The organism is Streptomyces sp. NPDC059696, assembly GCF_042733745.1.
Classification (GTDB): domain Bacteria; phylum Actinomycetota; class Actinomycetes; order Streptomycetales; family Streptomycetaceae; genus Streptomyces.
Genome location: NZ_JBHWFG010000018.1, coordinates 36,818 through 61,507, shown reverse-complemented (window position 1 = coordinate 61,507; position 24,690 = coordinate 36,818). Strand labels below are relative to the sequence as shown.

Genomic DNA, 24,690 nt, shown 5'->3' with positions numbered 1-24,690 from the left:
TCATTCGTACCAACGGGGGTCATCGCACCATGCGTTCCACACGTACGCCCGCGTCCGGGCGCGGACGGCGCACCGTCCTCACCGCCGCCGGGATCGTCGCCGCTCTGGCGCTCACCACGACCGCCTGTGGCGGTTCCGGGGATGCGGCCAGCGACAAGCCTGACGCCACCGGCTCCCGGGCCGCCACGGACGGCGGCGGCAAGGTCCGGATCCCGGCCGATCTCGCGGGCAGGCTCAAGGACCACGGGATCGACGTCGACCAGTGGAAGAAGGGCGGCTGGAAGGACTGGGACAAGGACAAGTGGCTCAGTGACGCCAAGGACTTCGTCAACCCGGTGATCGAAGGTCTCTGGAAGCCGGAGCGGATGCAGTCCGCCGACGAGGCGGACAAGAAGGTCACGACGAAGGACGCGTCGGCCGGCTAGGGCGTCAGCGACCCGGATCCCGCGCCCGTCCGGGCGCAGGCCGAGAAGACGCCCTACCACCGCAACGCGGCGCCGGTCGGCAAGGTCTTCTTCGACTCCCCCGACGGCCCGGCCGTCTGCTCCGGCACGGTCGTCAAGGACGTCAACCACCCGGGCAAGTCCAACCTGGTGTGGACGGCGGGCCACTGCGTGCACGCCGGGGGCAACGGCGGCTGGTACCGCAACATCGTGTTCGTCCCGGCCTACAACGACCTCGGCAAGTCCGAGGCGGAGCTGACCAACGCCAACCCGGCGGAGATCGCCCCGTACGGCAACTGGTGGGCGAACTGGGCCTCCACCTCGAACCAGTGGATCCAGGGCGGTTCCGAAAGCGGGGGTGACGGCGCCGCGTACGACTACGCCGTGCTGCACGTGAAGCCCGAGCAGGGCGCCAAGTCCCTGGAGGAGACGGTCGGCGCCGCGCTGGACGTGGACTTCTCCGCTCCGTCCGCGGCCGAGGCGGCCACGATGGGCGCCTGGGGCTACCCGGCCGCGCCGCCGTACAACGGCGAGAAGATGTTCAAGTGCGTCGACACCCCCGGCCGGTTCTCGCTCAGCCCGTCCCTGCCGACGATGTACCGCATCGGCTGTGACATGACCGGCGGTTCCTCGGGCGGCGGCTGGTTCCGGGTCCTGAACGGCAAGTCGGTGCTGGTCTCGAACACCTCGATCGGCCCGGCGGACAACACCTGGCTGGCGGGGCCGCAGCTCGGCCGTGACGCCGAAGCGCTCTACCAGAACATGAGCAAGACCTACGGCGGTCAGTGACCCGCAAGGCGTGTGCATGAAGAAGGCCCGCCCCCGGCCAGGGGGCGGGCCTTCCCGCGTTCGAGCACGGCGCACGCGTCCGGCCGAGATGCGCGCTCAGGCCACACGCGCGCTCAAGCAGCACGAACGCTCAGGCGAAAGCATGCTCAAGCAACGGGCACACTCAGGCGAAACCCACGCTCAAGCAAGACCCACGCCCAAGCAAGACGCGCGCTCACGCCCGACTCAGAGCGCCGGCGCCGGAGCGTAGGGCGTGAGCTCCGCCGCCAGTTCCTCGTGGACCCGCACCTTGAGCAGGGTGCCCTCCGGGGTGTGCTCCTCGGAGATCACCTCGCCCTCGTCGTGCGCACGGGCGACCAGCTTGCCGTGCGTGTACGGCACGAGCGCCTCGATCTCGACCGACGGGCGCGGCAGCTCGTTGTCGATGAGCGCGAGCAGCTCCTCGATGCCCTGGCCGGTGCGGGCGGAGATCGCGATGGACCGCTTCTCCACGCGCAGCAGCCGCTGGAGCGTCAGCGGGTCGGCCGCGTCCGCCTTGTTGATCACGACGATCTCGGGCACGTCGGTGGCGCCCACGTCCCGGACGACCTCGCGCACGGCGGCGAGCTGCTCCTCCGGGAACGGGTGCGAACCGTCGACCACGTGCAGGATCAGGTCGGACTCGCCGACCTCCTCCATCGTGGAGCGGAACGCCTCGACCAGGTGGTGGGGCAGATGGCGCACGAAGCCGACCGTGTCGGCCAGCGTGTACAGCCGTCCGCTCGGCGTCTCGGCCCGGCGCACGGTCGGGTCCAGGGTCGCGAACAGGGCGTTCTCCACCAGCACACCCGCACCCGTGAGGCGGTTGAGCAGCGAGGACTTGCCGGCGTTGGTGTAGCCGGCGATGGCCACGGACGGCACCTTGTGACGCTTGCGCTCCTGGCGCTTGACCTCGCGGCCGGTCTTCATCTCCGCGATCTCCCGGCGCATCTTCGCCATCTTCTCGCGGATCCGGCGCCGGTCCGTCTCGATCTTGGTCTCACCGGGACCACGGGTGGCGAGGCCGCCGCCCTTGCCGCCGCCCATCTGCCGGGACAGCGACTGACCCCAGCCGCGCAGTCGCGGCAGCATGTACTGCATCTGCGCGAGGGCGACCTGCGCCTTGCCCTCTCGGGACTTGGCGTGCTGGGCGAAGATGTCCAGGATCAGGGCCGTCCGGTCGATGACCTTGACCTTGACGACGTCCTCGAGGTGGATCAGCTGGCCTGGGCTGAGCTCACCGTCGCAGATGACGGTGTCCGCGCCCGTCTCGAGGACGATGTCGCGCAGCTCCTCGGCCTTGCCGGAGCCGATGTACGTGGCCGCGTCGGGCTTGTCGCGGCGCTGCGTGACGCCGTCGAGCACCAGCGCGCCGGCCGTCTCGGCGAGGGCGGCGAGCTCCGCGAGGGAGTTCTCCGCGTCCTGCACGGTTCCCGAGGTCCAGACGCCGACGAGGACGACCCGCTCCAGGCGGAGCTGGCGGTACTCGACCTCGGTGACGTCCTCGAGCTCGGTGGAGAGGCCCGCCACGCGGCGCAGTGCCGCGCGGTCGGAGCGGTCGAACTGGTCGCCGTCCCGCTCTCCGTCGATCTCGTGGCTCCAGGCGACGTCCTCTTCCATCAGGGCATCGGCCCGAAGACCCTCGGGGTGGCTGTGCGCGAAGCGCTTGGAGTCCTGGGAAAAGGAAGAAGAGGAGGTCATTGGATCCTTACGTTGGTGGGAAACCGTTCACTGTCTGCAACGCACGGGGGGTCCGGGAGATTCCCGGCGCTTCGTGCCGCGCCGACCTGACGATGGTCGCACGGCACGGGGCGTCTCGTCACCGTGTTATCGGGCCGCCGCCTCGGCCGGCCGGGCCTGCCGTGCGGCCGCCTGCGGCCTCACCGGAGTCCGCGTCTGGGACGTCTTGGTGGATGCCTGCGGCTTCCAGTCCGGGTGGCCGGGCATCGGCGGGGTCTTCTCGCCGTACAGCCAGCCCTGGAAGAAGCCCTCCAGGTCGCGCCCGGAGATCTCGGTGGCGAGCCGGACGAAGTCCGCCGTCGTGGCCGTGTCGTCCCGGTACCGCTCGGCCCAGGCGCGTTCCAGGCGGTCGAAGGCCGGAAGGCCGATCTCCTGGCGCAGGGCGTACAGGACGAGCGCCGCGCCGTCGTAGACATTGGGCCGGAAGATGCTGGTCTTGCGGCCGGCGTCCGGTGCCTTGGGGGCCGCGGGTGGCCCGCCGGCGGCGCGCCAGCGGTCGGAGGCTCCGTAGGCGGCCTTCATCCGGTCCCGCATCGGCTTGTCCGCGTGTTCCTCGGCGTACAGGGCCTCGTACCAGGTGGCGTGTCCCTCGTTGAGCCACAGGTCGGACCAGGTGCGGGGGCTGACGCTGTTGCCGAACCACTGGTGGGCCAGCTCGTGGACCATGACGGACTCGACGTACCACGGCGGGTAGACCGGCTCGGTGAAGAGTTCGCGCTCGAAGAGCGAGAGCGTCTGGGTCTCCAGTTCGAAGCCGGTGGAGGCGTCGGCCATGAGCACGCCGTAGGTCTCGAAGGGGTAGCGGCCGACCTTGTTCTCCATCCAGGTGATCTGTCCTGGGGTCTTCTCCAGCCAGGGTTCGAGCGCCTTGCGGTGCCGGGTCGGGACGACGTCCCGCACGGGCAGCCCGTGCGGGCCGGTGCGGTGCAGCACCGTGGAGCGGCCGATGGAGATCTGGGCGAGTTCGGTGGCCATGGGGTGCTGGGTGCGGTAGGTCCACGTCGTCGTCCCGCCCGTCTTCTCCACTCCGGCGGGCAGGCCGTTGGCGACGACCGTGTCCTCGTCCGGCGCGGTCACCCGGATGGTGAACATCGCCTTGTCGGAGGGGTGGTCGTTGCAGGGGAAGACCAGGTGCGCGGCGTCGGCCTGGTTGGCCATGGCGAGGCCGTCCGCGGTGCGCACCCAGCCGCCCTCACGGCCCTCGGCCGGCACGGGGTCGCTGGTGTGCCGCACGGTGATCCGCATCCAGTTGCCGTCCGACACCGAGTCCTCGGGCGTGATCACGAGGTCCTCGCCGGCGGTGTGGAACTGGGCGGGGTCGCCGTCCACCTCGACCGACTCGACCGTGCCGTGGGCGAAGTCCAGGTTGACGCGGTCCAGGTCGGCGGTGGTCCAGGCGTCGATGGTCGTGACGGCCCGCAGCGGCTCGCTGTTGCCGCCCGGGTAGGTGAACGAGAGGTCGTACGACGCCACGTCGTAGCCGGGGTTGCCGAGGTGCGGGAAGAGCCGGTCGCCGACGCCGAGCGGTTCGGCGGGGGTGCTCGCGGCGACGAGGCAGACGGAGACGGCCGACGTGAGCAGTGCGGCGGCGGTCCGCCGACGGGTGGGGGTGGTGGCCTGGCTGTGGGGGGTCAGGAGCATGCCCCACGGCTATCAGCGCACGGCTGAACGGCGTGGACGGCGCGCTTTTGCCCCACCCGAACCGGGGACCGCGGCCTGCGCCGGGTGCCGCGACCGCCCCCGGCCGTGGCCGACCGCCCCCGGCCGTGGCCGTGTCAGGTGCCCTGCGGCTGCGGCTGGGATCTGCTGACGTCGTACACCCCGGCCACGTCGCGCATCGCGCGCATCAGGCCCGGCAGGTGGCCGGCGTCAGGAAGCTGCACCGTGTAGGTGTGCCGTACCTGCTGCTGGGTCGGCGGCTCGACGGTCGCCGAGACGATCTCGGCACCCTCGGAGGCCATGGCCTCGGTGAGGTCGGCCAGGAGGTGGGGACGGACGAACGATTCCGCGACCAGCGTGACCCGGCACTCGGCGGCCTCCCCCCAGTGCACGCCGACCTCCGCACGCCCCCCGCTCTTCATGCGCGCCACCGCGGCGCACTCCACGCGGTGCACGGTGACCGCTCCCCCGCGTACGGCGAAGCCGGTGATCTCGTCGGGCGGCACGGGGGTGCAGCAGCGGGCGAGCCGGACGGAGGCGCCGGGCAGGTCGGCGAGGACGGTGCCGGTGGCGGAGCGGTCGGCGGGCTGTTCGGGCGCCACGTCCGGTTCGGCTACGTCGGTGGGCCGGGCCCCCTTGCGGCCGTCGGCGGGCCGGACGCCCGGCAGGCCCTCGGTGGGCCGGCTCGCTGTCCGGTTCTCCGCGATCCGCGTCTCGTCGTGCTGGGAGTCCGCCTGTGCCGGATGGGCGGCCAGCCACCGCTGGATGGCGATCCGGGCGGCGGGGGTGCGCGCGTGCTCCAGCCACTCCCGGGACGGCTCCGACGCCGCGTCCTGGCCCATGAGGAGCTGGATGGTGTCGCCGTCCTTCAGCACGGTGCTCAGCGTCGCCAGGCGGCCGTTCACCCGGGCGCCGATACAGGCGTGCGCGTCCTCGCCGTACTGCGCGTAGGCCGCGTCCACGCAGGTCGCCCCCTCGGGCAGGCCGAGGGTGCCGCCGTCGGGGCGGAAGACGGTGATCTCACGGTCCTGCGCGAGGTCCTCGCGCAGGGTCGACCAGAAGTGGTCGGGGTCGGGTGCCGCCTCCTGCCAGTCGAGAAGCCGGGAGAGCCAGCCGGGGCGGGTGGGGTCGACGCGCTCACCGTCGGCCGGGTCGTCGGGGGCCGGTGCGTACGGGTTGCCGAGGGCGACGACGCCGGCCTCGGCGACCTTGTGCATCTGGTGCGTGCGGATCAGGACCTCGACGACCTGGCCGTCCTCACGCGCCACGGCCGTGTGCAGCGACTGGTACAGGTTGAACTTAGGTACGGCGATGAAGTCCTTGAACTCCGAGACCACCGGTTTCATGCAGGTGTGCAGTTCGCCCAGGACGGCGTAGCAGTCGGCGTCCTCGTTCACCAGGACCAGGACGCGGCCGAAGTCGGAGCCGCGGAGCCGGCCGCGTTTGCGGGAGACGCGGTGCACCGAGACGAAGTGGCGGGGCCGGATGAGGACCTCCGCCGGGATGTCCGCCTCGCGCAGCACACCGCGCACCTCGTCGGCGACCTCGGCGAGCGGGTCGTCCGCGCGGGCCGCGTTGCGGACGATCAACTCCCTGGTGTGCGCGTACTCCTCGGGGTGCAGGATCGCGAAGACGAGGTCTTCCAGTTCGGTCTTGAGCGCCTGGACGCCGAGCCGTTCGGCGAGCGGGATGAGCACGTCACGTGTCACCTTGGCGATGCGCTCCTGCTTCTCGGGGCGCATGACACCGAGGGTGCGCATATTGTGCAGCCGGTCGGCGAGCTTGATCGACATGACACGGACGTCGTTGCCGGTGGCGACGAGCATCTTGCGGAACGTCTCGGGTTCGGCGGCGGCGCCGTAGTCGACCTTCTCCAGTTTGGTGACGCCGTCGACGAGGTAGCGGACCTCCTCGCCGAACTGGTCGCGCACCTGATCCAGCGTCACATCCGTGTCCTCGACGGTGTCGTGCAGCAGGGACGCGGTCAACGTCGTGGTCTCGGCGCCGAGTTCGGCGAGGATCAGGGTCACCGCGAGCGGGTGCGTGATGTACGGCTCGCCGCTCTTGCGCATCTGGCCGCGGTGCGAGGACTCGGCGAGGACGTAGGCGTGGCGCAGGGGTTCGAGGTCCGCGTCGGGGTGGTGGGCGCGGTGGGCCTCCACGACGTGACTGATGGCGTCGGGCAGCCGGCCGCGGGCGGCGGGGCCGAGCAGGGCCGCGCGGCCGAGGCGGCGCAGGTCGATCCGGGGGCGGGCCTTTCTGCGAGGGGCTGTCGGCGTCACCGCTGCTGACACCGCGCCCGGCATCGGGCCTGGGGTCACGGAATTCGTGGCCTCCGCACTCATGGGCACCTCCGGCTGCGTCAACCGGCGGACGGGGTGCCCCAGAGCGGACACGGCTCAGGGGGCGGCTTCGGTCCCCCGTCCGGGCCGGTGCTTGATGCTACCGAGCCCACCACGCCGGACCGGCCGCCTCTCGCCGAGCGTGAAACTGATCACCCATTCGAGGGATGAATGTGAGGTTTGTACCCCTGTGCAGAGCGAGGCCGGTGATACGGATCCCGCCAACTGGCCGAATTGCAACGGCTGTTTCGGTTCTTCGGCCGAAGATGCGCGGGTGTTTCAGGACTGCGGGCGCCGGCTCAGGCGGAGGTCGCCGTTTCCAGCCAGTCCGCGTCGATCTCGCCCTCGGCCACGATCACGGCCGGACCGGTCATCTCGATCTCGCCGTCGGGGCGCTCGGTGATCACCAGTGTGCCGCCCGGGACGTCGACCGTGTAGGTGGCGGGGGTGCCCGTGGCGGCCGGGTCGGCGCCGTCGCGCCGGGCGGCGGCCACGGCGACCGCGCACGCGCCCGTGCCGCACGAGCGGGTCTCCCCCGAGCCGCGCTCGTGCACACGCAGCGCGACGTGCCCGGGGCCGCGGTCGACCACGAACTCGACGTTCACTCCGTCCGGGTAGGCGGACGCCGGGCTGAAGGGCGGCGGGGAGAGCAGGTCACCGGCGTGCGTCAGGTCGTCCACGAAGGCGACCGCGTGCGGGTTGCCCATGTTGACGTTCCGGGCGGGCCAGCTGCGCTCGCCGACGCTCACCGTGACGTCGCCCTCCGGGAGCACGGCGCGGCCCATGCCGACGGTCACGTCACCGTCCTTGGCGATGTGCACCGTCTTCACGCCCCCGCGCGTGGCGACCGCGAGGTCCCCCTCGGTCACGTGACCGGCGCGCTGGAGGTAGCGCGCGAACACCCGCACGCCGTTGCCGCACATCTCGGCGATCGAGCCGTCGCTGTTGCGGTAGTCCATGAACCACTCCGCCTCGGCGGCCATGTCCCTCGCCTCGGGGTGCGCGGCAGACCGCACCACGTGCAGGAGGCCGTCACCACCGATGCCCGCGTGCCGGTCGCACAGGGCGGCGACGGCGGCAGGCGGCAGGTCGACGGCGTTCTCCGGGTCCGGGACGATCACGAAGTCGTTCTCGGTGCCGTGACCCTTGAGGAAGGCGATCCGCGTGCTCATGCCTCGATCGTAAGGGGTGCCCCCGACATCGCCCCGCCGCGCCCGCGACAGCCCCCGGGAGCGCTCGCCGACAGCCGGGCGGAGTGCCTGGAACCGCGCCCCTGCCACGCCTGACGACAGCGCTCCGGTGTGCCCGGGGCAGCTCCCAGGAGGCATCCCGCGCTACGGCGATCAGCGCAGTCGCGCCACACGCCACACGGCGAGGACCACCACGACGGCCACGACCAGGGCGTACGCGAGGGCGACCCGCCAGTCCGGTCTGCGGCCGGAGCCGCGGGCCGGCAGGCCGGGCCAGGTGTACCCCACGCGACGGGCGGCCATCATGCCCCAGCCGGCCGCGCACGAGCAGATCAGCAGGCCCAGCATGGCGATGACGGCCCCGCTGTCGCCGAAGTCGAAGGCGAGCGGGAAGGCGAACATCAGGGAGCCGAGTGCCGCGAGGGCCACGATCGGCGCCAGCTGCCAGATACGGAGTCTGCGCTGCGGCCGCAGTTCGACCTCGACCTCGTCGGCGAACATCTCGCCCGGCTCGGGACCGTCGTCCGTCACACCCTGCGTCTCGTCGGGCCCGTCGGAGCTGAGCTGCTCCGCCTCCTGCTCCGACAGGTCCCCCCGCCCCGGCTCATCCCGCTCGGCGGTGATGTGATCGGTGCTTCGTGCGGTGTCGCGAGGGCCGGCCTCCATCGCCACGCGCCCTCCCAACTAGGACTCAACTCGGTCGATCGAAGCTCGATGATGGCACGCCGCCGAAGGGCCGGATGACGGCCTGGGCGTCCCGATGCCATGACGTGATCAGGCTGTAACCGGTCGTTCGACCAAGGACAGTGCGAGCTGCGGAAGTTCCGTGAGGTCGGCCGCCGCCCCACTCAACCAGTGCACCCGCGGATCGCGCCTGAACCACGAATCCTGGCGGCGCGCGAAGCGCTTGGTGGCACGCACGGTCTCGGCCCGCGCTTCGTCGAGCGTGCACTCCCCGGAGAGCGCCGCGAGCACCTGCTGGTAGCCGAGCGCGCGCGAGGCCGTACGCCCTTCGCGCAACCCGTGCGCCTCAAGTGCGCGCACCTCGTCGACGAGACCGGCGTCCCACATCCGGTCGACCCGGCGCGCGATGCGCTCGTCGAGCTCGGGGCGGGTCACGTCGACACCGATCTGGAGAGTGTCGTACACCGAGTCATGGCCGGGGAGGTTGGCCGTGAAGGGCTTGCCGGTGATCTCGATCACCTCGAGCGCGCGGACGATCCGGCGGCCGTTGCTCGGCAGGATCGCGCGGGCCGCCTCGGGGTCGGCGGTGGCCAGGCGGGCGTGCAGGGCGCCGGAGCCGTGCAACGCGAGCTCCCCCTCCAGGCGGGCGCGGACCTCGGGGTCGGTGCCGGGGAACTCCAGGTTGTCGACGGCCCCGCGCACGTACAGGCCGGAACCGCCGACCAGGATCGGCCAGCGGCCTTCGGCGAGCAGCGCGTCGATCCGCTCGCGGGCCAGACGCTGGTACTCGGCGACGGACGCCGTGACGGTCACGTCCCAGATGTCCAGCAGGTGGTGAGGGACTCCGTCGCGCTCCTCGGGCGTCAGCTTGGCGGTGCCGATGTCCATCCCTCGGTAGAGCTGCATGGAGTCGGCGTTGACGACCTCACCGCCGAGCCGGTGGGCCAGGAAAACGCCCAGATCGGACTTTCCGGCCGCGGTCGGACCGACGACGGCGATGACGCGGGGGGCGAGGGGTGCGCTGCTCACCGCCCCAGTCTCGCAAACCTCGCCACCTGCTCTCGAACGAGTTACGTGACGCGACGGACGCGGGGTCGTTGCCCGTTGCGAGGTTCCTGCCGCCGGATCACCGAGGCGGTGGCCCGAGCCGCGCAATCGGGCGCACCGGGCAACGCGGGATTTCGCCCGCACGAGTAACGTATGGAGTGGATATGGGCGTTTTTGCACGACTTCTCCGGCGGTCGAAGGCCACGGCGGAGACGCCGGCAGCCGAGGTCCAGGCCGACGCCGCGAAGGCCGGGACCGAGACGGAGGCGGAGACCGCCGAGGCGCAGACGGCCGAGGCGCAGACGGCCGAGGCAGCGGGGGCAACGGAGGCGAAGGGCACCGACGCCGAAGCGGTCACGCCGGCCCGGGAGGCCGGAGCCGAGGTCGGCGAGACCGAGGGCGTCGACATCCCCAAGCAGCAGTCCACCGAGAAGGCGGCCGACAACGAGGCCGGCGAGGGCGCCCGTACGTGACCGCCCCGCGTGAGGGAAGGTGAGCCATGGGTCTCATGGACAACGTGAAAGCCAAGCTGGGCCCTGCCAAGGACAAGGTCGCCGATCTCGCGCACCGGCATGAGGGCAAGATCCACCACGGTCTCGACAAGGCCGCGCAGGCCGTCGACAAGACGACCAAGGGCAAGTACAGCGACAGGATCCAGTCGGGCACGGGCCGGGCCAAGGGCGCCATGGGCCGATTCACGCACCATGGCGACGACGCACCGGGCACGGGCGGCACGGCCACGCCCGGGGCGGACGCCACGACGACGCCGCCCGGCACCGGCCGGACGGCACCGTCACGGGACGCGGCTCCCCCACCCGAGACGGCTCCTCCGACGGACGCGGGCGGGACTCCGCCTCCCGAGGCGCCACCGCCCACTTCCTGAGGTCGCGCAGCCGTCGAGGGCCCGAGCGCGCAAGGCACAGCGGAGGGCACGGCACGACACATCGGCGGACGGCCGCGGAGCACGAGGGCTCCCGGCCGTCCGCCGTTTCCGCGCACTGCGGCCCGGGCTGGAGCCCTGCTCGCACCACCGCGCCGCGACGAGCTACGACCAGGCGGCGACGACGTAGCCCACCCCGTACGGCGCGTCCTCGTACAGCAGGGAGCCGCCGAGGTCCGCACCCTCGGCCGCGCCCGCCAGGACCTGCCAGGGGGCCCGGCCCGACACCTTCAGCTCGTGGCCCAGATCGGCGTCCAGGCCGGTCAGTGCGGCCAGGTCGGCCGCGCCGAGGGCCCGTGCGACCTCCGCGTCGAAGGGCGCGGCGCGTTCGTCCAGGTAGCCCGGAGCCTTGAGCGTCCGGCACGCGCTGGCGTCCCCCATCACCAGCAGTGCCACGCGCTCGTCCCGGGCGGCGAGGTCCGCGCCGGACCGCACGCACAGCTCCGGCGGGGAGGACTCCCCCACCCCGCGACCCTCGACCGGGGCGTCCGACCAGCCGGTCCGCTCCAGCAGCCAGGCGGCGACGGCCAGCGAGTACGGCAACCGCGGGTCCGTGTCCGCGCCCTCGGCCGTTCCGAGCCGCACGTCGAGGTCGACGCCGAAGCCCCGGAAGGTCCCTGCCGTCCCCTCCGGGTAGGTCACGAGCCCGGAAGCCTCCTGCGGGCCGACGACCACGAGCCGTCCCGGCCGGGCGGCGGCGAGCACGCCCAGCGCGTCCGTGCAGGCGGCTCGCGCCGCGTCCAGTTCCGGCGCGGCGCCCGCGGCGACGTCGGGCACCAGGAGGGGCGGGCAAGGGCACACAGCGGCGGCGACAAGCATGATCGGCAGGGTAACGCTCACCCGCCGCCGCCACGGCACGGGGCGCCGGCGCCCCGGCCCATCACCACCGCACCCGCGCCCGCACCCGCACCCGCACCCGCACCCGCACCCGCAGCGTCACCGCATGGGAGGGAGGCAGCCCGGCTCGCTCGCGGCCGTACCTGGCCGGGCCCGATAGAGCCCCGGCACGATCACAACCGCACCCGCAGCGTCACCGCATGAGACGGAGACGACCCGGCTCGCTCGCAGCCGCACCCACACAGGGGCGGCAGATGCGGCACGGACACAACCGCACCCGTGGCAACGCCCCGCTCAGTCGCAGCCGCAGCCGCTCGCCACGGCGGGCAGGGGCTCAGGGGCGCCGATCTTCGGCAGGCCCAGCATCACACCGACGGGCTTGGACTGCTCGGCCGCGTTCCGCTTCTCCCAGGCGTCACCCGCGCGCGTGCGGCGCACGTCCAGGACGGGACCCTCGGCGAGGAGGTGGTGCGGGGCGGCGTAGGTGATCTCGACGGTGACGACGTCGCCGGGGCGGACGTCCTGCTCCGGCTTGGTGAAGTGGACGAGGCGGTTGTCGGGGGCGCGGCCGGACAGGCGGTGGGTGGTGTCGTCCTTGCGGCCCTCGCCCTCGGCGACCATCAGCTCCAGCGTGCGGCCGACCTGCTTCTTGTTCTCCTCCCAGGAGATCTCCTCCTGGAGGGCGACGAGCCGCTCGTAGCGCTCCTGGACGACCTTCTTGGGGATCTGGCCGTCCATCTCGGCGGCCGGGGTGCCGGGGCGCTTGGAGTACTGGAACGTGAACGCCTGGGCGAAGCGGGCCTCGCGCACCACGTGCAGCGTCTGCTCGAAGTCCTCCTCGGTCTCGCCGGGGAAGCCCACGATGATGTCCGTGCTGATCGCGGCGTGCGGGATGGCGGCGCGGACCTTCTCGATGATCCCCAGGAAGCGCTCCTGGCGGTAGGAGCGGCGCATCGCCTTCAGGACCGGGTCGGAGCCGGACTGGAGCGGCATGTGCAGCTGGGGCATCACGTTCGGCGTCTCGGCCATGGCGGCGATGACGTCGTCGGTGAAGTCGCGCGGGTGGGGCGAGGTGAAGCGGACGCGCTCCAGTCCGTCGATCTTCCCGCAGGCGCGCAGCAGCTTGCTGAAGGCCTCACGGTCGCCGATGTCGGAGCCGTAGGCGTTGACGTTCTGCCCGAGCAGCGTGATCTCGGAGACGCCCTCTGCGACCAGGGCCTCGATCTCGGCGAGGATGTCGCCGGGGCGGCGGTCCTTCTCCTTGCCGCGCAGGGCCGGGACGATGCAGAAGGTGCAGGTGTTGTTGCAGCCGACGGAGATGGAGACCCAGGCCGCGTAGGCGCTCTCGCGGCGGGTCGGCAGCGTCGACGGGAACGCCTCCAGCGATTCGGCGATCTCGACCTGCGCCTCGTCCTGGACGCGTGCGCGCTCCAGCAGGACGGGCAGCTTGCCGATGTTGTGCGTGCCGAAGACGACGTCCACCCAGGGCGCCCTCTTCACGATGGTGTCCCGGTCCTTCTGGGCGAGGCAGCCGCCGACCGCGATCTGCATCCCGGGGCGGCTCGCCTTCTTCGGGGCGAGGTGGCCGAGGTTGCCGTACAGCTTGTTGTCGGCGTTCTCCCGCACGGCGCAGGTGTTGAAGACGACGACGTCCGCCGCGTCGGCCCCCTCGGGGGCACGGACGTAGCCCGCGTCCTCCAGCAGTCCGGACAATCGCTCGGAGTCGTGGACGTTCATCTGGCACCCGTAGGTGCGTACCTCGTATGTGCGCGTGCCGCCCACTGACTGGCTCCGGTCGATGCTGCTCATGGGGACAAGGGTAGGCGGTCGGCGAACGTGGCTCGGCCGCCTGTGGACAACCTCAGCCCGCGCTCACGGTTCGATGAGTCCGGCCCTGATCGCGTACCGGGTCAGCTCCAGGCGGTCGCGCATGCCGAGCTTCTGCAGCAGGTTGGCGCGGTGGCGCTCCACCGTCTTGGCGCTGATGAAGAGGAGTTCCCCGATCTCCTTCGAGGTGTGGCCCTCGGCGACCAGCTTGAGGATCTCTTCCTCGCGCTCGGTGATGGCCCGTTCCGGGAGGCCGTCACCCCGGTGCAGCCGCTCCAGGTAGGAGCGCACGAGGGCGCGTTCGGCTCCCGGGTAGATGAACGGCTCGTCGCGCACGGCGGCCCGGCAGGCCTCGACGAGGTCGCGGTCGGCGACCGACTTGAGGACGTAGCCGCTGGCTCCGGCCCTGAGCGCCTCGAAGAAGTACTCCTCGTTGTCGTACATCGTGAGGATCAGGATGTGCAGGCCGGGCAGCCGGCGGGAGAGTTCGCGGGCGGCCTGGAGGCCGGTCATGCGGGGCATGGCGACGTCCAGGACGGCCAGGTCCACGGGCGTCTCCCGGGCCTTGGTCACGGCCTCGGCGCCGTCCCCGGCCTCCGCCACCACGGTGAGGTCGGGCTCGCCGTCCAGGATGAGGCGCACGCCCCGGCGTACGAGCGTGTGGTCGTCGGCGAGCAGGACACGGATCGGTGTGGTCATCAGCGGGGTCCTTCGGTCACCGGCACGCGCAGCCGTACGTCGGTGCCCCCGCCCGGCGCCGGCTCCAGGGTCAGGGTGGCACCGACCAGCAGGGCGCGCTCGCGCATGCCGGTGATGCCGGCGCCCTCGGGAGCGTCGCCGAGGCCCGTGCCGTTGTCGCGTACGAGGAGCTCGACGCCGTCGGGGCCGGGCTGGAGGCGGAGTTCGGCGCGGTCGGCGGCGGCGTGCCGGGCGGTGTTGGTCAGGCCCTCCTGGGCGACCCGGTAGACGACGAGCTCCGCCTCCGGGGTCAGGGCGGGAAGCTCGCCGGTGACGTGATGGCGCACGGTGAGCCCGTGGGTCGTGAACTCGCCGGCGAGCGAGCGCAGGGCGCTGGCCAGTCCGAGTTCCTCCAGCACGCCGGGCCGCAGGCGGCGGGCGATGCGGCGGATCTCGTCCAGGCCGGCCCGGGTCGCCTCCTGTGCCTGGCCCACCTCCTCGCGGAGATCCTCGGGCGCCCGGTCGGCGACACGCTTGAGCTGGAGGAGGACGGCGGTCAGGGTCTGCCCGACCTCGTCGTGGAGCTCCCGGGCGATGCGGTGCCGTTCGCTCTCCTGCGCGGACAGCGCCCGGGCCGTGCCGGCGGCCCGCTCGGCCTCCAGGCGGTCGAGCATCGTGTTGTACGTCGTGATCAGACCGGCCGTCTCCGCCGGGCCCGACACCACGGGCCGGGAGCCCGGGCGCAGCAGGTCCGCCGTGGCCATGGCCCGGTCCAGCCGCTGCAGGGGCACCAGGCCGAACCGCAACACCAGGGCGTTGCCGGCGAGCAGCAGCACCAGGCCGCCGAGCAGCACGAGGGCCTCGCCCAGGAGGACGGGGGTGGACACGGTGACCGGGCCGAGCAGCAGCGCCGTGGCCACGATCAGACCTGCGGCGTTGAGCGAGAAGATCCGCCAGAACAACGACACGCTCGCCGATCCGCTCCTTTCCGCCTTCGCGCAGTGCACAGCCCCGTCCACCGTCTCCCGCGACCGGCCGGTGCGTATATCCGTCACGACACCCATGTCGTCACCGTACGGCCGGATGGAAGCATGCGGAGTTGACCCGTCCGGTGATCGACATCGGTCACCGGACAGGCAAAGCAGGACAAACAGGACCAACAGCATGAACCGCACGAACACGCCGGACGAGACGAACAGCCGGACGAGACGAACAAGGGGAAGCAACGTGTCAGCTCCGCGCCTGAGGGCGACGCCGCTGCCGGGCATCGGGGTCCAGTACGACCTGGAGACCCGGGAACACCGCCATCTGTCGGTGGTGGCGCACCGCGACGGCACGCGCACGGTGAACATGTACCGGTCCGACGACCCCGACTCCTGCGCACACTCGCTGAAGCTGACCAGCTCGGAGGCGGGCTCGCTGATCGACGCGCTGAAGCCGTCCCACCACAGCCCGAGCCTGCTGTACACGACCGATCTCGGGCTGGTCGCCGAGCGGATCGAGGTGCCCGCCGCCTCGCGCTGGAACGGGCGGGTGCTCGGCGACATGCGGATGCGGACGGAGACGGGTGCGTCGGTGGTGGCGGTGCTGCGGCGGGCCGAGGCCATCCCGTCGCCCGCGCCGGACTTCCGTCTGTCGGGCGGTGACACGCTGATCGTCGTCGGCACCCGCGAGGGCGTCGACGCGGCCGCGACCATACTCGGGCGGGAGTGAGCTTTGCACTCCGCTGTCCTGCTCATCGAGTTCGGTTCCATCATCCTCGGCCTCGGCCTCCTCGGCCGGTTCGCCGCCCGGTTCCGGCTCTCGCCGATACCCCTGTACCTCCTGGCCGGTCTGGCCTTCGGTGAGGGCGGTCTGCTGCCGCTCGGCGCGAGCGAGGAGTTCATCGCCACGGGCGCGGAGATCGGCGTCATCCTCCTGCTGCTGATGCTGGGCCTGGAGTACACGGCGAGCGACCTGGTCTCCAACCTCAAGACGCACTACCCGGCCGGTCTGGTCGACTGCGCCCTCAACGCGCTTCCCGGTGCCGCGGTGGCGCTGCTGCTGGGCTGGGGGCCGGTGGCCGCCGTGGTGCTGGCCGGTGTCACGTGGATCTCGTCGTCCGGTGTGATCGCGAAGGTGCTGGGCGATCTGGGCCGGGTCGGCAACCGGGAGACGCCGGTGATCCTCAGCGTGCTGGTGCTGGAGGATCTGGCGATGGCGGTGTACCTGCCCATCGTCACGGCGCTGGTGGCGGGCGTCGGGCTGCTGGCCGGCAGCGTGACACTGGCGGTCGCTCTGGGCGCGGCCGGGCTCGTGCTGTTCCTCGCCCTGCGCTACGGCAGGCTCATCTCGCGGTTCGTCTCCAGCGACGACCCGGAGAAGCTGCTGCTGGTGGTGCTGGGCCTGACGATCCTGGTCGCCGGTGTCGCCCAGCAGCTCCAGGTGTCGGCGGCGGTCGGGGCCTTCCTGGTGGGCATCGCGCTGTCGGGGGAGGTCGCGGAGGGCGCGCACACCCTGCTGAGCCCGTTGCGTGATCTGTTCGCCGCGGTGTTCTTCGTCTTCTTCGGGCTGCACACCGACCCGTCGAGCATCCCGCCCGTCCTGCTGCCCGCTCTCGGACTGGCCGTCCTCACCGCACTGACGAAGATCGCCACCGGCTACTGGGCGGCCCGGCGGGCGGGCATCTCCGTCAAGGGCCGCTGGCGGGCCGGCGGGGCGCTGGTGGCCCGCGGCGAGTTCTCGATCGTCATCGCGGGTCTCGCCGTCGCGGCCGGTGTGGAACCGTCCCTCGGCCCGCTGGCCACGGCGTACGTCCTGATCCTGGTCGTCCTGGGCCCGCTCACCGCGCGCTACACCGAGCCGGTGGCGACCTGGTGGTCCCGCCGCCGCACCCCCCGCCCCTCGCAGCCCGCACCCCGAGCAGCGGAGACGGAGGCGCCGGTCGCCGACTGAAAGGACGTGGCGGGGCGAAGCCCGGGCCGGGCGCCCCGGACAGGCGAGGGGCGGGTCCCCGTGCCCCATGGGGGAGCCCGCGCCGGGTGCCCTGGACAGGCGAGGGGCCGGTCCCCGTGCCCCATGGGGGAGCCCGGGCCGGGCGCCCCGGACAGACGAGGGGCCGGTCCCCGTGCCCGCGGGTGACGCCCGGGCCGGCGCCCGAGGTGCTCCCGTGCCGGTCCGGCCACCACGCCGGGGCCGGCACGGGAACCCGGTCAGGCGTTTCCGCCCGGAACCCACCCCTGCTTGCGCAGCACCCCGAGCACGTCCGGCGCCTCGTAGTGCTCGCCCTTGAGGACCTTGCCGTCCTCCCGGCGGGAGACCGTGCCGTCGGGGCCGAGCTTCGTCATGTTGGAGCGGTGGATCTCGGCGAGCACCGCGTCGAGGTCGATGCCGTGCACGAGAGCGGTCCCGTACGCGACGTACACCACGTCCGCAAGCTCGTGCGCGAGCCGGTCGAGCGGACCCCGCACCGACACCTCGGCGACCTCCGCCGCCTCCTCCGCGAGCAGTTCGCCGCGATGGGCCGCCAGGTCCGCGGAGACCTCCGTCGGCGTACTGCGGGCGTCCAGGCCGAAGGCGCGGTGGAATTCACGGACCAGGTCAGCGGGCGAAGAGCTCATGGGGGCGACTGTAGTACCGCCCGCCGGCGCTCCCCCACCACCGGCTTGTGACCCCTGCCCTGGTCAGGGCGCCACCCGGCTGGCAGGATCGCCCGCATGTCCAGAACGCTCACCCCCGTCGGCAGGCGCCGGGCCCTGCAGGGCGGCGCCGCCTCCCTCGTGGTCCTCGGGCTGCTGATGTGGTGGCTGCGCCCCTGGGCGGAGGAACCACCGAGCGGGACGATCACGTTCAGCACGGGCACCCGCGCGGGCGTCTACCACGAGTACGGCCGGCTCCTGAGCGGCGAGATCGACAAGGACATGCCCGACCTGAAGGTGCGGCTGCAGCCCAGCGCAGGATCACAGGAGAACGTCTCGGACGTGGCGACGGGCGACGCCGACTTCGCGATCGCCGCGGCCGACGCGGTCGCCACGTACGCACGCGGCAACGGCGAGGGCGCCGACCGGCTGCGCGGTGTCGCGCGTCTGTACGACGACTACGTCCAGCTCGTGGTGCCGCCGGACTCGGACATCCGCTCCGTGGCGGACCTGCGGGGCAAGCGCGTGGCCATAGGGCTGCCCGACTCCGGTGTGCGGCTGATAGCGAACCGCGTGCTGAGGGCCGCCGGCATCGATCCGGAGAAGGACATCCAGCCCTCGTCCGACGGCATCAACACCGGCCCCAAGCGGCTGGGGCACGGCCTGGACGCGTTCTTCTGGTCGGGCGGCCTGCCCACGGACGGGCTCAGCGAGCCGGCCAAGAAGTCGGCGTCGGCCTTCCGGTTCGTGCCGATCGACGCCACGCTGGTCGCCAAACTGCACGACCAGGGCGGTGCGACGCGCTTCTACCGTGCCACCCAGATGCCGGAGTCGGCCTACCCCACCATCCAGCGCGGCAAGGCGGTGCCGACGCTGGCGGTGTCCAACCTGCTGATCACGCGCAGCGACATGGATCCACGGCTCACCGAGTGGATGACCCGCACGGTGCTCGACAGCCGCGACCTCATCGGCGCGACCGTCCACTCCGCGCAGCTGGTCGACGTCCGTACCGCGATCTACACCGACCCGCTGAAACTGCACGTCGGCGCCCAGCGCTACTACCAGTCGGTCAAGCCGTAGCACCCGAGCCGCACCCGGCCGGCCCGATCGCGGTCCGTCAGGCCGTGGGCGCCGACCGCGGCACCGACACCGTCACCTTCAGTCCGTGCGGCTCGTGACCGTCGTACGCGATCGAACCGCCGCCCGCCGCGAGCAGGGCCCGGGAGATGGACAGCCCGAGGCCCGAGCCCTTGATGTTCTGGTGCCGGCCGCTGCGCCAGAAGCGGTCACCGACGCGGGCCAGCTCCTCCTCGCTCAGGCCCGGCCCCTGATCGGTCACGACGACCGTGGAGGTGTCGCCGTTGGAGGCGACGGCCACCTCCACTGCTTGCCCCTCGGGCGTGAACTTCACCGCGTTGTCGATGACCGCGTCCAGCGCGCTGGACAGCGCGACCGGGTCCGCCCACGCGGTCGTGGGCGGGCAGTCCCCCACCAGGCGCACGCCCTTGGCCTCGGCGGTCGGCGCCCAGGCGGCGACACGTTCGGCGGCGAGCTCCCCGATGTCGGTGACCTTCAGATCGGCCTCGGTGTGCTCGGCCAGCGCCAGGTCGAGCAGATCGTCCAGGACCTGCGCGAGGCGCTTGCCCTCGGCCTGGACGGAGGCGATCTCCTTGTTGCCCTCGGGCAGTTCGAACGAGAGCAGCTCGATGCGCAGCAGCAGCGCGGCGAGGGGGTTGCGCAGCTGGTGCGAGGCGTCGGCGACGAAGGCGCGCTGCTGCTCCAGCACGTTCTCGACGTGGTCCGCCATCTCGTTGAACGACCGGGCCAGGCGTTGGAGTTCCGGTGGCCCGCCGGCGGCCGCGACCCGGGACTTGAGCCGTCCGGTGGCGATGTCGTGGGTGGTGGCGTCGAGGACGCGCACGGGCTTGAGCACCCAGCCGGTCAGCCGCAGGGCGGCGCCGACGGCCAGCAGCATCGCGGCGAACTCACCCGCGCCGATGACCAGCCAGCCGTGCAGCGTGCGGGAGCGCATCTGCCCGGTGGGCGAGTCAGTGACGACGACCGCGACGACGTCGCCGTCCCGGATGACCGGCGAGGCGACCACGAGGTTGCGGTGCTGCCACGGCCACACCTGCTTCGGGTCGTGGCTGCGGCGGCTGAGCTTCGCCTCGTCGAAGGCGTCACGCACCTCGCCCTCCCCGGGCAGCGACCACTCCTCGGGGGCGTGGGCCATGGCACGGCCGGTGCGGTAGAAGACACCGGACCGGATGCCGTAGACCTCGTAGTAGCTGCGGAGCTCGCTGCGGAGCGTGGCCAGGCGCTCGTTCTCGAAGGCGCCGGTGGTGCCGTCGGGCGAGTCGGTGACGAACTGGGCGAGGGCGGCGAAGCGGGCCGTGTCGTCGATGCGGTCGACGACGACCTTCTGCTGCTGCGCGCCGGCGAGGCTCACGGCCAGCGGCACGCCGAGTGCGAGCAGCACGGCCGCCATCAGGACGATGAGCAGGGGGAGCAGACGAGTGCGCACCCGGCCCCGCTACCCGGCAGGCGCGACGAGCCGGTATCCGACTCCGCGGACGGTCTCGATGAGGGCCGGCATCCGCAGCTTGGCGCGCAGGGACGCGACGTGCACCTCCAGGGTGCGCCCGGTGCCCTCCCAGCTGGTCTGCCACACCTCGCTGATGATCTGCTCCCGGCGGAAGACCACTCCGGGCCGCTGCGCGAGCAGGGCCAGCAGGTCGAACTCCTTGCGGGTCAGGCTGATCACCGACCCGTCGACACTGACCCTGCGCGTGGGCAGCTCGATGTGCACGGGGCCGAGCCGCAGCTCGGTCTCGATGCCGCTGGAGGTGTCCTCGTGGGAGGTGCGCCGGCTGACCGCGTGGATCCGGGCGAGCAGTTCCCCGGTGTCGTAGGGCTTCACCACGTAGTCGTCGGCACCGAGGTTGAGGCCGTGGATACGGGAGCGCACGTCGGAGCGGGCCGTGACCATGATCACCGGGGTGCTGGTGCGCTTGCGGATCTTGCCGCAGACCTCGTATCCGTCCTGGTCGGGCAGACCGAGGTCGAGGAGGACGACGCCGAAGCAGTCACCCTCGGGGACGAGTGCCTGGAGGGCCTCCTCACCGCTGCGCGCGTGCGTGACGTCGAACCCGTGCCGCGCCAGAACAGCCGACAGGGCGGCGGCGACGTGGTTGTCGTCCTCGACGAGCAGCAGTCTCATCCGGTCCCCCTTCCGTTCACTGGCCGTACGATCAGGATGTGTAGCAAGACGCGTGCACACGCGCGCGTGCATCCTGTGCAGTCACGCTGATGAAAGAGGACGGCGTCAAGAGAGTTCCGGTTGCGGAGCCCTTCCGTTATCCGGCCGATATCAGCGCTGCTCACAAGTGCTACGACACGTGTCCGATTGCTATCGGATCGTGATGCTCAGATTCCCCTCAGATGTAATGACGCAGGTCGTAGAGGGTAACTACTGTCCTCCGAAACCGAGGAGGACGGAGCCTGAGAGCGATGACCGAAGTATCGGTGGCCAAGGAAGATGTGGCCGCGACCGGCGATCTGGTCGTCCTGAAGAGCGTCAACAAGCACTTCGGCGCGTTGCACGTACTCCAGGACATCGACCTGACGATCGCCCGCGGTGAAGTCGTCGTGGTCATCGGACCCTCCGGGTCCGGCAAGTCCACCCTGTGCCGCACCATCAACCGCCTGGAGACGATCGACTCCGGCTCGATCACGATCGACGGCAAGCCGCTGCCCGCCGAGGGCAAGGAACTCGCCCGGCTGCGGGCCGACGTCGGGATGGTCTTCCAGTCCTTCAACCTCTTCGCGCACAAGACCGTGCTCGAGAACGTGATGCTCGGCCAGATCAAGGTCCGCAGGAAGGACAAGAAGGCCGCCGAGGACCGGGCCCGGGCCCTCCTCGACCGGGTCGGCGTGGGCGCGCAGGCCGAGAAGTACCCGGCGCAGCTCTCCGGCGGCCAGCAGCAGCGCGTCGCCATCGCCAGGGCTCTGGCCATGGAGCCGAAGGTGATGCTCTTCGACGAGCCCACCTCCGCGCTCGACCCCGAGATGATCAACGAGGTGCTGGAGGTCATGCAGCAGCTCGCCCGCGACGGCATGACCATGATCGTCGTCACCCACGAGATGGGTTTCGCGCGATCGGCCGCAAACCGCGTGGTGTTCATGGCAGACGGCCGAATCGTCGAGGAGGCTGCGCCCGACCAGTTCTTCAGCAATCCGCGCAGCGACCGTGCCAAGGATTTCCTGTCGAAGATCCTGCACCACTGACGGCGCGGGTCGCGTCCGACGCGCCCCCGTGTCGCCCATCCCTTGAGGGCCCGCATCTCTTCACCAGCCAAAGGATGTTCATCATGAAGCTCCGCAAGGTCACCGCCGCCTCGGCCACCGTCTTCGCTCTCGCCCTCACCGCCACCGCGTGCGGCGGCGACAACAGCACGGGCGGCGACTCCGGCTCCGACGGCGGTGGCAAGACGATCACGGTCGGCATCAAGTTCGACCAGCCCGGCCTCGGCCAGAAGACGCCGCAGGGGTACGCCGGCTTCGACGTCGACGTCGCCACCTACGTCGCGAAGAAGCTCGGTTACAACGAGGACCAGATCGAGTGGAAGGAAGCCAAGAGCGCCGACCGCGAGACCATGCTCCAGCGCGGTGACGTCGACTTCATCGCGGCGACCTACTCGATCACCCCCGAGCGCCAGGAGAAGGTCGACTTCGCCGGTCCTTACCTGCTGGCGCACCAGGATGTTCTGGTCCGGGCGGACGACAACAAGATCAAGACGCCGAAGGACCTGAACAACGCCAAGCTCTGCTCGGTCACCGGCTCCACCTCGGCGCAGAACGTCAAGGACAAGCTGGCCCCCAAGGCGCAGCTGCAGCCGTACCCGACGTACTCCGCCTGTCTGCCCGGTCTGCAGAACGGTGCCGTCGACGCGCTGACCACCGATGACTCGATCCTCGCCGGTTACGCCGCCCAGTCGCAGTTCAAGGGCAAGTTCAAGCTCGGCGGCTTCAAGCTGACCAACGAGAACTACGGCATCGGCGTCAAGAAGGGCAGCGACCTCAAGAACAAGATCAACAAGGCCCTCGAGGCCATGGTCGCGGACGGTGCCTGGCAGAAGGCCGTGGACGAGAACCTCGGCCCGGCCGACTACAAGAACGAGCCGGCGCCGAAGATCGGCGAGATCAAGAGCTGAGGCAGCGCCTGACAGGGTGCGCCGCCCACCGGAGGGGGCGGCGCACCGGCGTGGACATTCCTACACGCGGAAGCACGGGAGATCGTGTTCGACTTTCTTGAGGATTACGACCTGCTGGGAGCCTTCTGGACGACAGTGCAGCTCGCTGTGCTCTCCGCCGTCGGCTCCCTGATCTGGGGCACCCTGCTGGCCGCCATGCGCGTCGGCCCGGTGCCGCTGATGCGCGGCTTCGGGACCGCGTACGTGAACATCGTGCGCAACATCCCGCTGACCGTCATCATCCTGTTCACGTCGCTGGGCCTGAACCAGACGTTGGGAGTCTCCCTCGGCGCGGACGACGTCGAGACGATCAACTTCCGGCTCGCCGTACTGGGCCTCATTCTCTACACCTCGTCCTTCGTGTGCGAGGCGCTGCGTTCCGGCATCAACACGGTGCCGGTGGGGCAGGCGGAGGCGGCCCGCGCGATCGGTCTCAACTTCCGCCAGGTACTGGGGCTCGTCGTGCTGCCCCAGGCGTTCCGTTCGTCCGTCGTCCCGCTCGCGAACGTGCTGATCGCCCTCATCAAGAACACCACGGTGGCCGCCGCCATCGGTGTCGCCGAAGCGGCGGTACTGATGAAGGAGATGATCGAGAACGAGGCGCAGCTGCTGCTGATCTCGGCGATCATCGCGTTCGGTTTCGTGATCCTGACGCTGCCGACCGGCCTGATCCTCGGCTGGGTGGGCAAGAAGGTGGCGGTGAAGCGATGAGCTCCGTCCTGTACGACGCGCAGGGGCCTCGCGCCAAGCGTCGCAACATCGTCCTCACGATCGTCTTCCTGGTCGCCGTCGCCGCTCTGCTGTGGTGGGTGATCGGCACCCTCAAGGACAAGGGCCAGCTGGAATGGGCCCTGTGGGAGCCGTTCTTCCACACCGAGGCCTGGTCCACGTACATCTGGCCGGGTCTGCAGAACACCCTGAAGGCCGCGGCCCTGGCGATGATCATCGCGCTGCCGCTGGGCGCGGTCCTCGGCATCGCCCGCCTGTCGGACCACGCGTGGGTCAGGGTGCCGGCCGCGGTCGTGGTCGAGTTCTTCCGGTCCATCCCCGTGCTGGTCTTGATGATCTTCGGTCTCGCGCTGTTCGCCGAGTACACCGCTGTGAGCTCCGACGACCGTCCGCTGTACGCGGTCGTCACCGGTCTGGTGCTGTACAACGCCTCCGTCCTCGCCGAGATCGTCCGGGCGGGCATTCTGGCCCTGCCCAAGGGCCAGTCCGAGGCGGCGGTGGCGATCGGCCTGCGGAAGGGACAGCTGATGCGCCTCATCCTGCTGCCGCAGGCGGTCACGGCTATGCTTCCGGCGATCGTGAGTCAGCTCGTCGTCATCGTGAAGGACACCGCACTCGGCGGCGCGGTCCTGACCTACGCGGAGTTGCTCGCCGCTGCCAGCACGATGAGCGGCTACTACGGCGGGAACATCATCCAAAGCCTCATCGTCGTGTCCGTGATCTTCATCGTGCTCAACTTCGCCCTGACCTCGTTCGCCAGCTGGCTGGAACGCCGGTTGCGGCGCGCGAAGAAGTCGACGGGCGCGGTCGTGGGCCCGAACGACGCGGAGATCGCCGGTACGGCGGGAACCGGCGCCGGAGGCACCGTCTGACACCCGGTCACCTCACGTGACACCCT

At 71.2% G+C, this 24,690-nt stretch carries 22 protein-coding genes and 1 pseudogene; 10 read left to right on the top strand and 13 right to left on the bottom strand.

Annotated features, from left to right (window positions below):
* Window positions 1–29: 29 nt before the first annotated feature.
* Window positions 30–1,232, top strand: a pseudogene (locus ACFV20_RS20920) (trypsin-like serine peptidase).
* A gap of 225 nt (window positions 1,233–1,457) precedes the next feature.
* Here ACFV20_RS20920 and hflX read toward each other — a convergent pair.
* The 6 genes from hflX to miaA all read right to left on the bottom strand — a co-directional run bounded on the left by hflX (window position 1,458) and on the right by miaA (window position 9,894).
* Complete coding sequence (gene hflX / locus ACFV20_RS20915; protein WP_385658586.1) at window positions 1,458–2,951, bottom strand: GTPase HflX; 1,494 nt, start codon at window positions 2,949–2,951, stop codon at window positions 1,458–1,460.
* Window positions 2,952–3,077: 126 nt separating this feature from the next.
* Window positions 3,078–4,631, bottom strand: a complete 1,554-nt coding sequence (locus tag ACFV20_RS20910) for a M1 family metallopeptidase (protein ID WP_385658584.1) — start codon at window positions 4,629–4,631, stop codon at window positions 3,078–3,080.
* A 134-nt stretch (window positions 4,632–4,765) separates the two neighbouring features.
* Window positions 4,766–6,994, bottom strand: coding sequence for a RelA/SpoT family protein (locus ACFV20_RS20905; RefSeq protein ID WP_385658582.1), 2,229 nt, complete (start codon window positions 6,992–6,994; stop codon window positions 4,766–4,768).
* Between the two features lie 296 nt (window positions 6,995–7,290).
* Complete coding sequence (dapF, locus tag ACFV20_RS20900) at window positions 7,291–8,163, bottom strand: diaminopimelate epimerase (protein WP_385658580.1); 873 nt, start codon at window positions 8,161–8,163, stop codon at window positions 7,291–7,293.
* Window positions 8,164–8,334: 171 nt separating this feature from the next.
* Window positions 8,335–8,847 (bottom strand): hypothetical protein, encoded by a 513-nt coding sequence (locus tag ACFV20_RS20895; RefSeq protein WP_385658579.1) that lies wholly within the window; start codon window positions 8,845–8,847, stop codon window positions 8,335–8,337.
* Window positions 8,848–8,955: 108 nt separating this feature from the next.
* Window positions 8,956–9,894, bottom strand: coding sequence for a tRNA (adenosine(37)-N6)-dimethylallyltransferase MiaA (gene miaA / locus ACFV20_RS20890; protein WP_385658578.1), 939 nt, complete (start codon window positions 9,892–9,894; stop codon window positions 8,956–8,958).
* A gap of 182 nt (window positions 9,895–10,076) precedes the next feature.
* Here miaA and ACFV20_RS20885 point away from each other — a divergent pair, with 182 nt between their 5' ends.
* A complete protein-coding gene (locus ACFV20_RS20885) occupies window positions 10,077–10,385 on the top strand; it encodes a hypothetical protein (RefSeq protein WP_385658576.1) in 309 nt (102 codons plus the stop codon).
* Window positions 10,386–10,411: 26 nt separating this feature from the next.
* Complete coding sequence (locus ACFV20_RS20880; RefSeq protein WP_385658575.1) at window positions 10,412–10,795, top strand: antitoxin; 384 nt, start codon at window positions 10,412–10,414, stop codon at window positions 10,793–10,795.
* 162 nt (window positions 10,796–10,957) lie between these two features.
* Here ACFV20_RS20880 and ACFV20_RS20875 read toward each other — a convergent pair whose 3' ends face one another.
* The 4 genes from ACFV20_RS20875 to ACFV20_RS20860 form a co-directional block, all read right to left on the bottom strand.
* Window positions 10,958–11,671 (bottom strand): class III extradiol dioxygenase subunit B-like domain-containing protein, encoded by a 714-nt coding sequence (locus ACFV20_RS20875; protein WP_385658573.1) that lies wholly within the window; start codon window positions 11,669–11,671, stop codon window positions 10,958–10,960.
* A gap of 312 nt (window positions 11,672–11,983) precedes the next feature.
* On the bottom strand, window positions 11,984–13,498 hold the full coding sequence (gene miaB, locus ACFV20_RS20870) for a tRNA (N6-isopentenyl adenosine(37)-C2)-methylthiotransferase MiaB (protein WP_385658572.1): 1,515 nt from the start codon (window positions 13,496–13,498) through the stop codon (window positions 11,984–11,986).
* Window positions 13,499–13,561: 63 nt separating this feature from the next.
* Window positions 13,562–14,215 carry a response regulator gene (locus ACFV20_RS20865; protein ID WP_385658570.1) on the bottom strand — a complete coding sequence of 218 codons (654 nt, stop codon included), beginning with the start codon at window positions 14,213–14,215 and terminating at the stop codon, window positions 13,562–13,564.
* Window positions 14,215–15,258 (bottom strand): sensor histidine kinase, encoded by a 1,044-nt coding sequence (locus tag ACFV20_RS20860; RefSeq protein ID WP_385658568.1) that lies wholly within the window; start codon window positions 15,256–15,258, stop codon window positions 14,215–14,217. The genes ACFV20_RS20865 and ACFV20_RS20860 overlap by 1 nt, the downstream gene beginning before the upstream one ends.
* A 163-nt stretch (window positions 15,259–15,421) precedes the next feature.
* On the opposite strand from ACFV20_RS20860, the gene ACFV20_RS20855 reads away from it, so the two are divergent.
* On the top strand, window positions 15,422–15,907 hold the full coding sequence (locus ACFV20_RS20855; RefSeq protein WP_385658566.1) for a cation:proton antiporter regulatory subunit: 486 nt from the start codon (window positions 15,422–15,424) through the stop codon (window positions 15,905–15,907).
* Between the two features lie 3 nt (window positions 15,908–15,910).
* Window positions 15,911–17,128 carry a cation:proton antiporter gene (locus ACFV20_RS20850; RefSeq protein WP_385658564.1) on the top strand — a complete coding sequence of 406 codons (1,218 nt, stop codon included), beginning with the start codon at window positions 15,911–15,913 and terminating at the stop codon, window positions 17,126–17,128.
* Window positions 17,129–17,385: 257 nt separating this feature from the next.
* Here ACFV20_RS20850 and ACFV20_RS20845 read toward each other — a convergent pair whose 3' ends face one another.
* Window positions 17,386–17,793 (bottom strand): MazG nucleotide pyrophosphohydrolase domain-containing protein, encoded by a 408-nt coding sequence (locus tag ACFV20_RS20845; RefSeq protein WP_385658562.1) that lies wholly within the window; start codon window positions 17,791–17,793, stop codon window positions 17,386–17,388.
* A 96-nt stretch (window positions 17,794–17,889) separates the two neighbouring features.
* On the opposite strand from ACFV20_RS20845, the gene ACFV20_RS20840 reads away from it, so the two are divergent.
* Window positions 17,890–18,891 (top strand): TAXI family TRAP transporter solute-binding subunit, encoded by a 1,002-nt coding sequence (locus ACFV20_RS20840; protein WP_385658560.1) that lies wholly within the window; start codon window positions 17,890–17,892, stop codon window positions 18,889–18,891.
* 37 nt (window positions 18,892–18,928) lie between these two features.
* Here the strand turns inward: ACFV20_RS20840 and ACFV20_RS20835 are convergent, their stop codons facing one another.
* Together ACFV20_RS20835 and ACFV20_RS20830 are read right to left on the bottom strand one after the other, a co-directional pair.
* On the bottom strand, window positions 18,929–20,335 hold the full coding sequence (locus ACFV20_RS20835) for a sensor histidine kinase (RefSeq protein WP_385658558.1): 1,407 nt from the start codon (window positions 20,333–20,335) through the stop codon (window positions 18,929–18,931).
* A 9-nt stretch (window positions 20,336–20,344) separates the two neighbouring features.
* Window positions 20,345–21,031, bottom strand: a complete 687-nt coding sequence (locus ACFV20_RS20830; RefSeq protein WP_053671050.1) for a response regulator transcription factor — start codon at window positions 21,029–21,031, stop codon at window positions 20,345–20,347.
* Between the two features lie 290 nt (window positions 21,032–21,321).
* On the opposite strand from ACFV20_RS20830, the gene ACFV20_RS20825 reads away from it, so the two are divergent.
* From ACFV20_RS20825 to ACFV20_RS20810, 4 genes are all read left to right on the top strand, one after another.
* Window positions 21,322–22,098: an amino acid ABC transporter ATP-binding protein gene (locus tag ACFV20_RS20825; RefSeq protein WP_385658556.1), complete on the top strand. Its 777-nt coding sequence runs from the start codon at window positions 21,322–21,324 to the stop codon at window positions 22,096–22,098.
* An 83-nt stretch (window positions 22,099–22,181) separates the two neighbouring features.
* The gene (locus ACFV20_RS20820; RefSeq protein ID WP_385658555.1) at window positions 22,182–23,024 is read left to right on the top strand and encodes a transporter substrate-binding domain-containing protein; all 843 of its coding nucleotides are present in this window, start codon (window positions 22,182–22,184) and stop codon (window positions 23,022–23,024) included.
* An 84-nt stretch (window positions 23,025–23,108) separates the two neighbouring features.
* Window positions 23,109–23,774 (top strand): amino acid ABC transporter permease, encoded by a 666-nt coding sequence (locus ACFV20_RS20815; RefSeq protein WP_352101439.1) that lies wholly within the window; start codon window positions 23,109–23,111, stop codon window positions 23,772–23,774.
* Window positions 23,771–24,664 carry an amino acid ABC transporter permease gene (locus ACFV20_RS20810; RefSeq protein WP_385658553.1) on the top strand — a complete coding sequence of 298 codons (894 nt, stop codon included), beginning with the start codon at window positions 23,771–23,773 and terminating at the stop codon, window positions 24,662–24,664. Before ACFV20_RS20815 ends, ACFV20_RS20810 begins: the two co-directional genes overlap by 4 nt.
* Window positions 24,665–24,690: the final 26 nt, after the last annotated feature.